Here is a 14,075-nt window from a genome sequence, read left to right on the forward strand (position 1 = left end):
TTACGATCGCTTGACACCTAGTACGCGATGTTCCAGGCATGGCAGGGCGGTCCTGGCCGCGGCGGTCACCTCGGGGTCCACCTCCACGACCTGGATGCCCGGGCCGGTGCCCAGGTCCGCGCGGACCACGCCGAGCGGGTCGACCAGCATGCTACGGCCGACCCCGAATCCGTCACTCGACTCGGCCGGATTGGGCGCCTGCCCGACGGCGGCGGTCCACGTCGTGTTCTCCAGCGCCCGTGCCCGTACCAGCGTGGTCCAGTGGTCCTCCTTGAGCGGGCCCGACCCCCACGCGGCGATCACCGCGAACAGCTCGGCGCCCTGGTCGACCAGTGCCCTGGCCAGCTCGGGGAAGCGGACGTCGTAGCAGGTGATCAGCCCGACGCGGAGCCCCGCCAGCTCCACCACGACGGGCTCGGCGCCGGGGGCGACCAGCTCGGACTCCTTCGCGCCGAAGGAGTCGAACAGGTGGATCTTCCGGTACGCGGCCCGGATGGCGCCCTGCGCGTCGATGGCCACGGCGGTGTTGTGCACCCGGTCCTGGCCCGGTTCGAACACGCCGGCGATCACCGCGACGCCGTGTTCGCGGGCCGCCTCGGCCACGCCGGAGACGAACGGCCCGTCGAGCGGCTCGGCCAGCTCGGTGATGCGGCTGCCGTAGCGGGTCAGCGTCGCTTCCGGGAAGATCGCCAAATCGGCGCCGTCCGCTTTGGCGAGCGCTTCGCGGACCCTCTTGAGGTTGGCAGACGGGTCAGGAGACACCGGGATCTGGCAGAGGGCGATTCTGGTCACGGCCCGACTCTAACCGGTTGGGCACCCGTCGAAACCAGGTCAGGCATCGCCACATCCACTCGAGCGGCCCGTACCTGTATTTCGACTGCCACCACACGCTGAACGGAATCTGAACGGCCAGCGTCGCCGTCGTGACCGCGAGCACCGAAAGGCGGGTCGGGTCGCTCTTGAGCAGGTGACTCGTCAGGAAGATCACCAGCGTGCCGGAGACGTAGGTGGTCAGCGCCATCCGCCCGAGCGGTTCCAGCACCGCCGACAGCGGCGCCGCCCACCGGGCCCGCAGCGCCAGCAGCAGGCCGGTGGTGTAGGCGGCGGCTCCGGTGAGCGCGGCGACGCTGTAGACGGTCCAGTTGCCGGCAGCGCCCGGGGCGCGGGTGACGAACCAGGCGGCGGTGAGCAGGGCGGTGGCCAGCGCGCTGACCGCGAAGACCGGCAGCAGCAGCCGCCCGGACGGGCGCGACTCCATCAGCGCCATGCCGAGCAGGAACAACGGGGGAATGAGAAACGGCCCGGCCCCGATCCGCACCGCCCACACGACCGCGGCCACTCCGAGAATCAGCAGGGGCGGCCCGCCGGCCAGGAACGAGGCGGGCAGCAGCACCAGCGCCCCGAACACCGCGTAGATCGTCAGCACCTCGCCGCTGTAGAACACGTGCTGGACCAGCCCGAAGCAGAGCAGCCAGAACAGCCGGCTCAGCAGCACCCACCGCCCGGACCGCTCCAGCACCAGGACGAAGCTGATGCCGAACAGCAGCGAGAAGATCGGGTAGAACCGGCTCTGGAACAGTGCCTCAAGGGTCCAGTCGATGCCGTTCTTGGGGTCGTGCACGGCGTGCTGCCAGGTGTTGACCAGCATGATGCCGCACACCGCGAAGCCGCGGAGCGCGTCGAGCTCTCGGATACGGCTCACAGCACCCAAGCGAACCACCAAACGAGGAATCCGGCCGCCGTGACGGCGGACCCCGCCTGCGGCCAGCCCGGCCGCCGGGCGAGCGCGCCGAGCGTCAGTACGGCCGAGCCCACCGCCACCCAGGTGTACGGCCAGGCCGACGCGGGCAGGCCGACGGCCAGCGCGGTCTCGTTCTCCTTCACCATGCTCCAGACCGCCGCGCCGATCAGCCCGGTGAACGCCGTCCCGGCCAGCCCGGCGAAGGCGGCCAGCGCCCGGCCCTTCAGCGCGCCCGTGACGAGCTGGATCAGCGACACCAGCGCGAACAGCGCGAGCGGGGCGGCCAGCCAGGGCGACAGCGAGATCTGGTAGGGGGCGCCGGTGACCCGCACGTCGCCCGGGTTCAGCCGGGGGTAGACGGCGGCCTGCCCGGGTGAGCACGATCCAGCCGCCGCTCCGCCTGCCGGGGTGTCCACGAAGGCGAGGATGTGGCGGCGGGCGCAGCCGTTGACCAGGAACACCGCGTGTCCCGTGCCGGCGAACTCCACGAAGCGGGCGTTGGGGAGGGCTTTGGCGGCGGGCTCGCTGGTCCTGGTCGGCGTCGTGGGGTCGTACTGGCCGCCCACGACGAGGGCGGGGGCCTTGGTCGTGGCGTTGACGGGCGCCGACTTGGGAAGCTTCCAAGCATCACACACCGCTTTGTCACTATTTACAGTGAAAAGTCGGGATTTTGTGGAGTATGTGTTGAACGGGACCTCGTCCTGGCACTGCACCGCGTGATACAGCCCGAACTCGTGCGAGACCAGCGCGCCACCCACCGCGTCGGCCAGCGGGCGCAGCAGCTCGTCGTGGCCCTTGCTCAGCGCGTCGATCAGCGCGGGCGCCACGGCGATCACGTCGGCCTCGTGCAGCGCCTCCGCCATGATCGTCGCCACGTCGTCGCCGGTCAGCCGGGCGGTGAAACCGGTGCCGAGCAGCGGGTCGGTGGTCTGGACCCGGGCGGGGCGGGCGTTCAGCCGGGTCACCATCGCCTCGAACGACTCGCGCAGGCCGAGCTTGGCCACGGTGTCGCTCAGGTTGCGGTCGGCGTCGTCGTACCAGCCGACCGCCTCCGGCAGGTACGAGTCGAGCACCACCGACCGCACGCCCGCCGGGTCGGCGGCGGCCACGTCCATCATGACCCGAGTCGAGTAGCTGACCCCGAACAGGTTCCAGGTGGGGTAGCCGAGCGTCTTACGCAGCTGGACGACGTCGGCGGTGATCTCCTTGGTGGTGTAGCCGCGCAGGTCCACGCCCTGCTGCTCGAGCCGTTCCCGGCATTTCAGCGCGGCGGCGCCGACGTCCGCCGACGGCCGGCGCAGCCGGTCCAGCATCGCCTCGGCCGTCTCCGGGCAGCTCAGCGTCGGCTGGGAGTACTTGCTGCCGCGCTGCTCCACGGTCACCACGTCGCGGTCGGGGAACATCTGGCTCAAGAACCCCGTCAGCTGCATCGACGCCGAGGCCGGGCCGCCGCTCATGTAGACGACCGGGTCGGGCTTGCGGTCCTTGGCCGTCGAGGTGTGCACGGCGTAGCCGACCTTGATGGTCTTGCCCGGCGTGTCCCTGCGCTCGGGAACGACCAGGAAACCGCAGGTCGTGTGATCGGGCATGGCGACGGGACACGCGCTCTTCCCGGCACCGCCCGGGTCCATGACGGGCGGCACGGAGAGAATGAGCGCGAGCAGGAGCCGAATGATCACAGGAGGAGACTAATAGTCTGGGGCCGTGACGGAACCACTTGTATCCCGGATGCGCGCCTTCGGTACGACGATTTTCGCGGAAATGAGCGCGCTGGCCGTACAGACCGGATCGATCAACCTGGGCCAGGGGTTTCCCGACACCGACGGCCCCGCGGCGATGCTGGACCGGGCGGTGCAGGCCATCGTGTCCGGCGCGAACCAGTACCCACCCGGCCCCGGCATCCCGGAGCTGCGGCAGGCCGTCTCCGAGCACCGGGCCGGGCACTACGGCCTGAACTACGCGCCTGACGGCGAGATCCTCGTGACGGTGGGCGCCACCGAGGCGATCGCGGCCAGCGTGCTGGCGCTGTGCGAGGCGGGCGACGAGGTGATCGCGTTCGAGCCCTACTACGACTCCTACGCCGCCTCGATCGCGCTGGCCGGGGCGCGGCTGGTGGCGGTGACGATGCGGCCCGTGGAGGGACGCTTCACCTTCGACCCGGACGAACTCCGCGCCGCCGTCACTCCGCGGACCCGGGCGATCCTCGTCAACTCCCCGCACAACCCGACCGGGACCGTGTTCACCCGCGCCGAGCTGACCGCCATCGCCGAGCTCTGCCAGGAGGCCGGGCTGATCGCGATCACCGACGAGGTGTACGAGCACCTGACGTTCGACGGTGTCGAGCACATCCCCCTGGCGACGCTGCCCGGCATGCGCGAGCGCACGGTGATGGTCTCCTCCGCGGGCAAGACGTTCTCCGTCACCGGGTGGAAGACGGGCTGGATCTGCGCCCCTGCCGCGCTGATCACGGCCGTGCAGACGGTCAAGCAGTTCCTCACGTTCACCGCCAGTGCTCCGTGGCAGCTCGCGGTCGCGTACGGTCTGCGCAACGAGCTGGAGTGGGTGTCGGCGCTGTGCGACGGGCTGCGGCACAAGCGGGACCGGCTGATGGACGGGCTGGCCACGGCCGGGTTCGAGGTGCTCCGGCCCTCCGGGACCTACTTCGTGCAGACCGACATCCGCCCGCTGGGCTTCAGCGACGGGCTGGAGCTGACCCGGCGGCTGCCGGAGCTGGTGGGGGTGGTGGCCATCCCGACCCAGGTCTTCTACGACCACCCCGACCGGGGCCGGCACTTCGTCCGGTTCGCGTTCTGCAAGAAGGACGAGGTCATCGACGAGGCGGTCACCCGCCTCAAGCGGCTGTCTGCCTAGAGGCTCCCTCACGAAAGTGCATCCGATCGGTTACAGAGCGAAATGAGCCCAGCTGGGCTAGGGTAGGCGGCGCCTCACTGGTAGGGATCACCTCCTGAAGGAGCCGAAACGTTGCTCACCGTCGGTGACCGCTTCCCCGAGTACGAGCTCACCGCCTGCGTCGCCCTCGACCCCGAGAAGGCGTTCGCGGAGATCGACCACAAGAGCTACGAGGGCAAGTGGCGTGTCGTGTTCTTCTGGCCGAAGGACTTCACCTTCGTCTGCCCGACCGAGATCGCCGAGTTCGGGCGTCTCCACCGCGAGTTCGCCGACCGTGACACCCAGGTGCTCGGCGTCTCCGTCGACTCCGAGTATGTCCACCACGCCTGGCGCAAGCACCACGACGACCTGCGTGATCTGCCGTTCCCGATGCTGAGCGACGTCAAGCGCGAGCTGTCGGCCGCGTGCGGGGTGCTCGGCGACGACGGCGTCGCCCAGCGCGCCACGTTCATCGTGGATCACAACGACGAGATCCAGTTCACGATGGTGACCGCCGGATCCGTGGGCCGCAACGTCCAGGAGGTCCTGCGGGTCCTCGACGCCCTGCAGTCCGACGAGCTCTGCCCCTGCAACTGGAGCAAGGGCGAGGCCGGGCTCGATGCGCGGGAGCTGCTGGCCCGGTGAGCATCGACGAGCTGAAGGCGGCGCTGCCCGACTACGCCAAGGACACCCGGCTCAACCTGAGCTCGATCACGACCACCTCGTCGCTGACCGGCCGGCAGCTGTGGGGCACGGTGCTGGCGAGCGCGCTGGCCACCAGGTCCGGGCTGGTCATCGCCGCGATCTCCGAGGAGGCCGCGGCTCGGCTGCCGGCCGAGGCGTTCACGGCCGCCAAGGCCGCCGCCTCCATCATGGCGATGAACAACGTCTACTACCGGGCCGTCCACCTCATCGGCGACGAGACGTACGCGACGTTGCCCGCGCGGCTCAGGATGACCGTGCTCGGCGACCCGGGCGTGGACAAGGCCGACTTCGAGCTGTGGTGCCTGGCCGTCTCCGCGATCAACGGCTGCGGCCGGTGCCTGGAGTCGCACGAGCGGGTGCTGCGCGGCTCCGGCCTGCCCCGCGAGCACATCCAGGAGGCGCTGCGGGTGGCCGCCGTGATCAACGCCACCGCGATGACCCTCGACGCCGAGGCGGCGCTGCTCACCGCCTGAGGCTTGGACCTCCGTGGCGGAGGTGGGCTCTCCGGGTGTCCACCTCCGCCACGGGTCAGTTCTTCGCGTCCTCGTCGTGGGGCGCGTCCAGCGAGGTCAACGTCGCCGTCGCCGCCTCGTGGTCCATCCCGGTCGCCTGGAGCAGGTCCACGGCGATGGAGCGCAGCTGCGCGATGATGACGTGCGCCGAGAAGCCCAGCCGCTCAGGACGCTCCCGCGCCGCGACGGCGAGCAGCGCCTGCCGGGCCAGCATGGGCTCGCGGCCGGCCGCCAGTTCGAGCTGGAGCAGCAGCGCCGCCTCCGACACCTCGCGCATCGCCTCGGCCAGCGAGGTCGGCGGCGGGCTCGTCTCGCCCAGCGCCGCCAGCGTCCGGCGGGCCAGCACCCTGGCGTTGCGCAGGGCCAGGTCCACCGGCACGGCCGCGGTCTCGTACCTGGCCAGCCGGCCGCGGCGGTGCCAGTGCAGCGGTGAGATGAGCGTGATCTCCTTGCTGGTCTCCACCGCCCGCTCGAACTCCTCGACCGCCGCCTGGGTGGTGCGGGCCTCCTCCAGCGCCTCGGCGGCCAGGTCCACGTCGCGCTTCTCGATCGCCTCCGCGGCCCGTTCGAGCACCGTGGACAGCGCGTCGAGCACGCCTGACAGGTGCTTGGCGGCGATCGTGAAGGGGCTGGCGGGAAGCAGCGCCACCGTGGCGACGGCGATGAGGCCGCCGGTGAGCGCGTCGGCCATCCGGTCCCAGCCCCCGGCGCCGTTGGTGGGCAGCAGGGCGGCGACCAGCACCGCGGACGAACCGGCCTGCGCCACGAAGAGCGCGCCGCTGTTCAGCAGCACCGCCGTGGTCATCGCCAGCGCGACCACCAGCGCGATCTGCCAGGCGCCCGAGCCGATCCAGGCCACCAGCAGGTCGCCGACGCCCACGCCCACGCTGACCCCCACCACCAGCTCGGCCACCCGGCGCAGCCGCTGCCCGAGCCCCACACCGACGCAGATCAACACGGAGATCGGCGCGAAGAACGGGCGGGCGTGGCCGAGCAGGTGGATGGCGACCGTCCAGGCGAGTGCCGCGCCCACCGCGCACTGCGCGATGGAGGGCGCCATCATGCCGAACCCGCTCAGCCGTTCCCGTACATGATCGCTGAGCCTCGTTCGCACCCTTCTACCCTGGCGGATCTTTGTGACATTAGGGTCACACTGCCCGGATCGGCGGCTCCGCTGAGCATCCGGAAAGCGCCCTTCACCGGCGGTGTCAGACGGTCAAGGGATGTCCTGATCGCCGGGCGTGTCGAGGGGCGGGAGGGCGGCCACCGCCTGCTCGCGGTCGCCGCCGCTCGCCTGGAGCAGGTCCACGACGATCGACCGGAACTGCGCGACCATCACACTGGCCGCGAACCCCCACCGCTCCGTCCCCTGCCGCCCCGCCACCGCCAGGATCGCCTCGTGGGCCCGGTGCGGCTCCTGCCCGTGGGCCAGCTCCTGCCGCAGCAGCAGGGTCGCGTCGGCCAGTTCGCGCAGTGCGTCCGGCATCCAGGCGGGCGGCGCGCCCTGCCCCTCAAGCGCCGCGACGGCCCGCCGGGCCAGCACCCTGACGTTCCTGACCGCGTGATCGAGAGGTACGGCGGCCGTCTCGTACCCGTCCAGCCGGGAACGGCCGTGCCGGTGCAGCGGTGAGATGGTGGCGATCTCCCAGCTGGTCGCCAGCGCCTGCTTGAACTGCTCCACGTTCGCCTGGGTGCCCCGCGCGGCGTCCAGCGCCTTGGCCGCCAGGCCGGGGTCGGACTTCTCGATCGCCTCCGAGACCTGCCGCAGCGCACGGGCCAGCGCCTCGAACATCCCCGACGCCTGCTTGGCCACGAGGGTGAACGGGCTGGCCGGCAGCAGGGCGATCGCGATGATCCCCACGACGCCGCCGGTCAGCGCGTCGAGCATCCGGTTCAGCCCGCCGACGCCCGATGGGGGCAGCAGGGTGGCGACCAGGATGGCCGAGGACCCGGCCTGCAGGACGATCAGGGAGCCGCTGTCGAGCAGGACGCCGACGGCCATCGCCAGCGCCACCACGAGCGCGATCTGCCAGGCGCCCGAGCCGATCCAGGACACCAGCAGGTCGCCGACGCCCACGCCCACGCTGACCCCGACGACCATCTCGATCATCCGGCGCAGGCGCTGCCCGAGACCCACGCCGATGCTGAGGATCACCGCGATCGGGGCGAAGAACGGGCTGGGGTGCCCGAGGACGTTCTTGGCGACCAGCCAGGCCAGAGCCGCCCCCACGGCGCACTGCCCGACCGTCGGTGCCATCAGCGCCAGCCTGCTCAGACGCTTCTTCACGTGCACGAACCCTGGCCTACCCAAGCCGCGACGCTCAACCGGCCAGGTACTCGTCGACGGCCCGCAGGAACGCCTCGCGCGCGGAGACGTGGATGAGATGCCCGACGGCGATCGTGACCAGCTTGGCCCCCGGAATCGCCGCCGCCACCCGGTCGACGTCGAGATGGCTCGCGCCCGACACCACCAGCGTCGGCGCGGTGATCGAGGCGAGCCCCGCGGCCCACGCCGGATCGGGCGCCAGGAACTGCCGCTCGGTGTCGTGCACCATCCGCCAGTCGAACCCGGGGGACTCGCCGTCCTCCACGATCGGCGGACGATCCTTCATCGCGTAGGGCGGGGCCGGATCCTCCAGGACCAGCCGCTCGACGCGATCGGGCCAGGTCATGGCCATGAGATAGGCCACCGCGCCGCCCAGTGAGTGCCCCACCAGCGTCGCCCGTCCGAACCCCAGCTCGTCCAGCAGCGCGACGACGTCCCGCGCCATGTCGGGCAGCGCGTACGTGCCCGGATAGTCACTGGAGCCGTGACCCCGCAGGTCGAGGGCGATCACGTGATAGCGGGCGGCGAAGTGCTGGGTGACGCCGTTCCAGTCGTTGTGGTTGGCGGTCCGTCCGTGGATGAGCAGCAGCGGGGGAGCGGCCGGGTCGCCCTCCTCGCGATAGACGAGCTTGATCCCGTTGACGTGTGCTTCGCGAATCACACCGGTGACCCTATCGCCGAGGCCGACCGCCACGTTGGGCAGACATTGCCGGTGAAAGGCCAATTCGCTGGTGGATAGCGTGTCCTGCGGGCCGCCGGGGTACATCTGGGAGTTCCGCGGGCTCGCCGCCGAATAGCCGAACAGGGGTTGTGATGCCGGATCCGATAGAAGTGCGCAAGGTGCCGATCGAGAGTGTGACGGACGCCTCCGGCCTGGCGCGGCTGATCGACGACGGGGTGATCGAGGCGCGCCGGGTGCTCGCGGTGGTCGGCAAGACCGAGGGCAACGGCGGCGTGAACGACTACACCCGCATCCTGGCCGACCGGGCCTTCCGTGAGGTGCTCGCGGCCAAGGGGCATCCGGCGCCGGAGACCGTACCCCTGGTGTGGTCCGGGGGGACGGACGGCGTGCTCAGCCCGCACGCGACCGTGTTCGCCACCACCGACCCGGCGCGCGCTCCCCAGTCGGACGAGCCGCGGGTGTCGGTCGGGGTCGCGATGAGCGAGGTGATCCTGCCGGAGGACATCGGCCGCCCGGCGATGGTGGAGAAGGTCGCCGCGGGAGTACGCGAGGCGATGAAGATCGCCGGCATCGACGACCCGCGCGACGTCCACTACGTGCAGACCAAGACGCCCCTGCTCACGCTGGCCACCATCACCGACGCCAAGAGCCGCGGCCAGGACACCGCCATCGAGGAGACCGGCCCCTCCATGGACCTGTCGAACTCCACCACCGCCCTCGGCATCGCCGTCGCCCTCGGCGAGATCGACATGCCGCGGGCCGACCAGATCCACAAGGACCTGTCCCTGTACTCCTCGGTGGCCTCGTGCTCGTCCGGGGTCGAGCTGGACCGGGCGCAGATCGTGCTGGTGGGCAACGTACGGGGCATCGGCGGGCGCTACCGCATCGGTCACGGCGTGATGCGCGACGCCCTGGACGCCGACGGCATCTGGGACGCGATCCGCGACTCCGGCCTTCCGCTCCCCGAACGGCCGCACCACAGCGACCTCGGCGACCGCCTGGTGAACGTCTTCATGAAGTGCGAGGCCGACCCGTCCGGCCGGGTCAGGGGGCGGCGCAACATCATGCTCGACGACTCCGACGTGCACTGGCACCGCCAGATCAAGGCCACGGTGGGGGGCGTCGCGGCGGCGGTCACGGGCGATCCGGCGGTGTTCGTCTCGGTCGCCGCCGTCCACCAGGGCCCGTCGGGCGGCGGCCCGGTCGCCGCCATCGCCGACCTGGGATAGCGGGTAATCTCGTGGGTTGTGCCCAGCATTCCGCAGCCACTCGACCCCGGCGACGACGGCACGGCCGCGCCGGCCGTGGCCGCCGCCCTGTCCTCCTACGAGCGAGGCGCGGCGGACGCCACCGACGTGCTGAACGCCCTGACCGGCGCCCGGCTCCTGGTCCCCGTGGTCGCCCTGCTGACCGAGTCCGAAGTTGGCGAGCACGGGCTGCGGCAGGAGAAGGAGAGCGAGATGGCGCTCCCCAAACTCGTCGGCAAGGACGGCAGGGAGGCGGTGCCGGCGTTCACCGGCGCCGAGTCCCTGGCCAGGTGGCGGCCCGACGCCCGGCCGATCCAGGCCGGCCTGCTCCAGGTCTGCCGGGCCGCCGCCGGTGAGCGGGTCGCGGCGGTCGTGGTGGACGTGGCGGGGCCGGTGCCGTTCGTGATCGAGGGCGAGGTGCTGGAAGCACTCGCCGCCGTCGAGTCCGGCAGGCTCGACCAGATCTCCGGCGCGACCGTGGCCCGCGTCGAGCCGGTACGCAAGCGCCGCTGGTTCTCCAGGAAGTAGGGTCGGCGGGTGGTAGCACTCGTGGCGCTGCTCGGCCTGATCGCCGGGCGCTACGTCAGGACGCTCGCCGACTGCTTCGTGGCCAACCCCTTCGACACCCGCGAAGAGGCCCACGCCGCCCTGGACGCCCTGGTGCGCACGAGGCCCGTGCCGCGCTGGCCGCCCATCGTCGAGGTGGCCACCGCCGCCGTCGCCGCGCTGGTCGCCTGGCGCGCGGGCCTGCCGTACGTCTACTTCGCCGTGATCGGTACGGCCCTGGCGATCATCGACTGGCGGACCACGAGGCTGCCGGACGTCATCACCCTGCCGTCGTACTCGATCCTGGCCTTGACCCTGCTCCCCACGGGGGAGCTGTCCAGGGCGCTGCTGGGCGCGCTGGCGCTGGCCGCCGCGTACGCCGTGCTCTGGTTCGCCAGGCCGGAGGCGATGGGCCTGGGCGACGTCAAGCTCGCGGGGCTGATCGGCATGGCGGCCGCGGCGATGAGCTGGCAGGCGTGGGTCGTCGCGGCCGTCGGCGGTCAGCTGTTAGGCGCCCTGTACGCCATCGCGCTGCTCGTCGCCAAACGCGCCACTCGCGACACGCAGTTCCCTTTCGGCCCGTTCATGCTGCTCGGCGCGTTCACGGCGCTCTGTCTCGGCCAGTGAACACCGGACATCCCACTAGGCGGCACGTGGAAGACTTGTACGCATGTTGCGCTGGTTGACTGCCGGAGAGTCCCACGGCCCCGAGCTCGTTGCCGTTCTGGAAGGCCTGCCGGCCGGGGTCGAGGTGACCACGGCCGCCATCGACGAGGCCCTGCGCCGCCGCCGGCTCGGCTATGGCCGCGGCGCCCGGATGAAGTTCGAGCAGGACCAGGTGACGATCGCCGGCGGCGTCCGGCACGGCCGCACCATGGGCAGCCCGATCGCCGTCCGCATCGGCAACACCGAGTGGCCCAAGTGGGAGAAGGTCATGTCGGCCGACCCGGTCGACCCGGCCGAGCTCGAAGGCCTGGCCAGAAACGCGCCCCGGTCCCGCCCCCGGCCTGGCCACGCCGACCTGGCCGGCATGCAGAAGTACGGCTTCGACGACGCCCGCCAGGTCCTCGACCGGGCCAGCGCCCGCGAGACCGCGGCCCGCGTCGCGCTCGGCGAGGTCGCCAGGCGCTTCCTCAAGCAGGCGCTCGGCGTCGACATCGTCAGCCACGTGACCTCCATCGGCGGCGCCCAGACGCCCACCGAAGACCTGCCCGGTCCCAACGACCTGGAGCGCATCGACGCCGACCCCGTCAGGTGCGCCGACGCCGAGGGCAGCGCCGCGATGGTCGCCGTCATCGACCAGGCGCACAAGGACGGCGATACGCTCGGCGGCGTCGTCGAGGTGCTGGCCTACGGCCTGCCGCCGGGGCTCGGCAGCTACACCCACTGGGACCGCCGCCTGGACTCCCGGCTGGCCGGGGCGCTCATGGGCATCCAGGCGATCAAGGGCGTGGCGGTCGGCGACGGCTTCGAGACCGCGCGCAGGCCGGGCTCGCGCGCCCACGACGAGATCGAATACACCGCCGCCGACGGCGTCAAGCGCATCACCAACCGCGCCGGCGGCGTCGAGGGCGGCATGACCAACGGCGAGATCCTGCGGGTCAGCGCCGCGATGAAGCCCATCTCGACCGTCCCGCGGGCGCTGGCCACGATCGACGTGCTGACCGGCGAGGCGGCCAAGGCGCACCACGAGCGTTCCGACGTCTGCGCGGTCCCGGCCGCGGGCATCGTGGCCGAGGCCATGGTCGCGCTGGTGCTGGCCGACGCGGCGCTCGAGAAGTTCGGGGGCGACTCCGTCGAGGAGGTCGCCCGCAACCTGTCCGGCTACCTGTCATCGATGGTGATCAAATGACCAAGGCCGTTCTCATCGGCCCGCCGGGGTCCGGCAAGACCACTCTCGGTCTCCTGCTCGCCGACCTGCTCGGCGTCTCCTTCCGCGACACCGACACCGACGTCGAGGCGGTCGCGGGCAAGCCCGTGGCCGACATCTTCATCGAAGACGGCGAGGCCCGCTTCCGCGAGCTCGAACTCCAGGCCGTACGCCAGGCACTGGCCGAGCACGACGGCGTGCTGTCCCTCGGCGGCGGCGCGGTGCTCAACGAGGAGGCGCAGGCGCTGCTGGCCGGCCACCCGGTCGTCTACCTCCAGGTAGGCCTGGCCGACGCGGTCCAGCGGGTGGGTCTGGCCTCCGCCCGGCCGCTGCTCGTGCTCAGCCCGCGCAGCCAGCTGAAGAAGCTCATGGAGGAGCGCCGCCCGATCTACGAGCGGCTCGCCGTCCTGACGGTCGTGACCGACAAGCGGGAGCCCGCCGAGCTGGCCGAAGAGATCATGAAGGGCCTCCAGTCATGACCGCGACCAGGATCTCCGTACGCGGTGACAGCCCGTACGAGGTGGTGATCGGCACCGGGGTGCTGCCGGAGCTGGCCGGGCTGTTCAAGCCGGGCGTACGCACGGTCGCGGTCATCCACCCGGCGGGCCTGCCCGAGCTGTCCCGCCCGGTCTGCGAGGCGCTGTCCGGCGCCGGATACGACGTGGTGGAGCTCCCTGTGCCCGACGGCGAGCGGGCCAAGTCGGTCGAGGTGGCCGCCGAGCTCTGGTCCGCCCTCGGCCGCTACGGCGTGACCCGCTCCGACGCCGTCGTGGGCGTCGGCGGGGGAGCCACCACCGACCTGGCCGGGTTCATCGCCGCGACCTGGCTGCGTGGCGTCCAGGTGGTGCTGGTGCCGACGACGCTGCTGGCCATGGTCGACGCGGCGGTCGGCGGCAAGAACGGCATCGACACGCCCGAAGGCAAGAACCTCGTCGGCACCTTCCTGCCCCCGGCGGGCGTGCTGTGCGAGCTGGGCACGCTGTCGAGCATGCCGCGCGCCGACTATGTGGCCGGGCTCGCCGAGATCATCAAGGGCGGCTTCATCGCCGACCCGACCATCCTCATGCTGGTCGAGGACGACCCCGACGCCGCCGCGACGCCGGAGGGGCCGCACACTCGCGAGCTGATCGAGCGGAAGATCCAGATCAAGGCCGACGTCGTCGGCGCCGACCTGCGCGAGGCCGGGCTGCGCGAGATCCTCAACTACGGCCACACGCTCGCCCACGCGATCGAGCGGGCCGAGGACTACCACATGCGCCACGGCGAGGCCGTCGCCATCGGCATGGTGTTCGCCGCCGAGCTGTCGAGGCTCGACGGGCGCATCGGGCTCGACCTGGTCGAGCGCACCCGATCCATCCTCACCTCGGTCGGGCTGCCCACCACCTACCGGGCCGACGCCTGGCCGCAACTACGCGACCACATGCGCCTCGACAAGAAGAACCGGGGCGCCAAGCAGCGCTTCGTCGTACTCGACGGCCTGGCCAAGCCGGGACGGCTGGAAGGCCCGTCCGAGGAGCTTCTGGAGGCGGCCTACCGGGCGGTCGCCCGATGACGTCC

General features: G+C 71.5%; 15 protein-coding genes. 9 read left to right on the forward strand and 6 right to left on the reverse strand.

From position 1 onward, the window contains the following. Genes KME78_RS53395 through KME78_RS53405 form a run of 3 tightly spaced genes read right to left on the reverse strand, consistent with a single transcriptional unit; the run spans window position 1 to window position 3,420 of the window. Window positions 1–792 carry a carbon-nitrogen hydrolase family protein gene (locus KME78_RS53395; protein ID WP_219537722.1) on the reverse strand — a complete coding sequence of 264 codons (792 nt, stop codon included), beginning with the start codon at window positions 790–792 and terminating at the stop codon, window positions 1–3. Continuing rightward, window positions 752–1,702 (reverse strand): DUF418 domain-containing protein, encoded by a 951-nt coding sequence (locus KME78_RS67680; RefSeq protein ID WP_219537723.1) that lies wholly within the window; start codon window positions 1,700–1,702, stop codon window positions 752–754. Before KME78_RS67680 ends, KME78_RS53395 begins: the two co-directional genes overlap by 41 nt. Then, on the reverse strand, window positions 1,699–3,420 hold the full coding sequence (locus KME78_RS53405; RefSeq protein ID WP_219537724.1) for an alpha/beta hydrolase: 1,722 nt from the start codon (window positions 3,418–3,420) through the stop codon (window positions 1,699–1,701). Before KME78_RS53405 ends, KME78_RS67680 begins: the two co-directional genes overlap by 4 nt. A gap of 25 nt (window positions 3,421–3,445) precedes the next feature. Here KME78_RS53405 and KME78_RS53410 point away from each other — a divergent pair, with 25 nt between their 5' ends. From KME78_RS53410 to ahpD, 3 genes are all read left to right on the forward strand, one after another. After that, window positions 3,446–4,612, forward strand: a complete 1,167-nt coding sequence (locus KME78_RS53410; protein ID WP_219537725.1) for a pyridoxal phosphate-dependent aminotransferase — start codon at window positions 3,446–3,448, stop codon at window positions 4,610–4,612. A gap of 111 nt (window positions 4,613–4,723) precedes the next feature. After that, the gene (locus KME78_RS53415) at window positions 4,724–5,275 is read left to right on the forward strand and encodes a peroxiredoxin (RefSeq protein ID WP_219537726.1); all 552 of its coding nucleotides are present in this window, start codon (window positions 4,724–4,726) and stop codon (window positions 5,273–5,275) included. Beyond that, window positions 5,272–5,808 (forward strand): alkylhydroperoxidase, AhpD family, encoded by a 537-nt coding sequence (gene ahpD, locus KME78_RS53420; protein WP_219537727.1) that lies wholly within the window; start codon window positions 5,272–5,274, stop codon window positions 5,806–5,808. Before KME78_RS53415 ends, ahpD begins: the two co-directional genes overlap by 4 nt. Window positions 5,809–5,863: 55 nt before the next feature. Here ahpD and KME78_RS53425 read toward each other — a convergent pair whose 3' ends face one another. The 3 genes from KME78_RS53425 to KME78_RS53435 form a co-directional block, all read right to left on the reverse strand. Then, window positions 5,864–6,961, reverse strand: coding sequence for an FUSC family protein (locus KME78_RS53425; protein ID WP_219537728.1), 1,098 nt, complete (start codon window positions 6,959–6,961; stop codon window positions 5,864–5,866). A 102-nt stretch (window positions 6,962–7,063) separates the two neighbouring features. After that, complete coding sequence (locus KME78_RS53430) at window positions 7,064–8,134, reverse strand: FUSC family protein (RefSeq protein WP_308127476.1); 1,071 nt, start codon at window positions 8,132–8,134, stop codon at window positions 7,064–7,066. A 34-nt stretch (window positions 8,135–8,168) separates the two neighbouring features. Further along, the gene (locus KME78_RS53435; RefSeq protein WP_219537729.1) at window positions 8,169–8,834 is read right to left on the reverse strand and encodes an alpha/beta fold hydrolase; all 666 of its coding nucleotides are present in this window, start codon (window positions 8,832–8,834) and stop codon (window positions 8,169–8,171) included. 152 nt (window positions 8,835–8,986) lie between these two features. Here KME78_RS53435 and bar point away from each other — a divergent pair, with 152 nt between their 5' ends. Genes bar through aroB form a run of 6 tightly spaced genes read left to right on the forward strand, consistent with a single transcriptional unit; the run spans window position 8,987 to window position 14,070 of the window. Beyond that, window positions 8,987–10,084 carry a barbiturase gene (bar, locus tag KME78_RS53440; RefSeq protein ID WP_219537730.1) on the forward strand — a complete coding sequence of 366 codons (1,098 nt, stop codon included), beginning with the start codon at window positions 8,987–8,989 and terminating at the stop codon, window positions 10,082–10,084. Between the two features lie 18 nt (window positions 10,085–10,102). Beyond that, the gene (locus KME78_RS53445) at window positions 10,103–10,630 is read left to right on the forward strand and encodes an SseB family protein (RefSeq protein WP_219537731.1); all 528 of its coding nucleotides are present in this window, start codon (window positions 10,103–10,105) and stop codon (window positions 10,628–10,630) included. Window positions 10,631–10,639: 9 nt separating this feature from the next. Further along, window positions 10,640–11,275 carry a prepilin peptidase gene (locus tag KME78_RS65530; protein ID WP_219537732.1) on the forward strand — a complete coding sequence of 212 codons (636 nt, stop codon included), beginning with the start codon at window positions 10,640–10,642 and terminating at the stop codon, window positions 11,273–11,275. Window positions 11,276–11,318: 43 nt separating this feature from the next. Continuing rightward, a complete protein-coding gene (aroC, locus tag KME78_RS53455) occupies window positions 11,319–12,500 on the forward strand; it encodes a chorismate synthase (RefSeq protein ID WP_219537733.1) in 1,182 nt (393 codons plus the stop codon). Next, entirely contained in the window at window positions 12,497–12,997 is a 501-nt protein-coding gene (locus KME78_RS53460; protein WP_219537734.1) for a shikimate kinase, read from the forward strand. The genes aroC and KME78_RS53460 overlap by 4 nt, the downstream gene beginning before the upstream one ends. Beyond that, window positions 12,994–14,070: a 3-dehydroquinate synthase gene (gene aroB / locus KME78_RS53465; RefSeq protein ID WP_219537735.1), complete on the forward strand. Its 1,077-nt coding sequence runs from the start codon at window positions 12,994–12,996 to the stop codon at window positions 14,068–14,070. The genes KME78_RS53460 and aroB overlap by 4 nt, the downstream gene beginning before the upstream one ends. Window positions 14,071–14,075: the final 5 nt, after the last annotated feature.

This window comes from Nonomuraea guangzhouensis (assembly GCF_019396345.1).
Taxonomy (GTDB): domain Bacteria; phylum Actinomycetota; class Actinomycetes; order Streptosporangiales; family Streptosporangiaceae; genus Nonomuraea; species Nonomuraea guangzhouensis.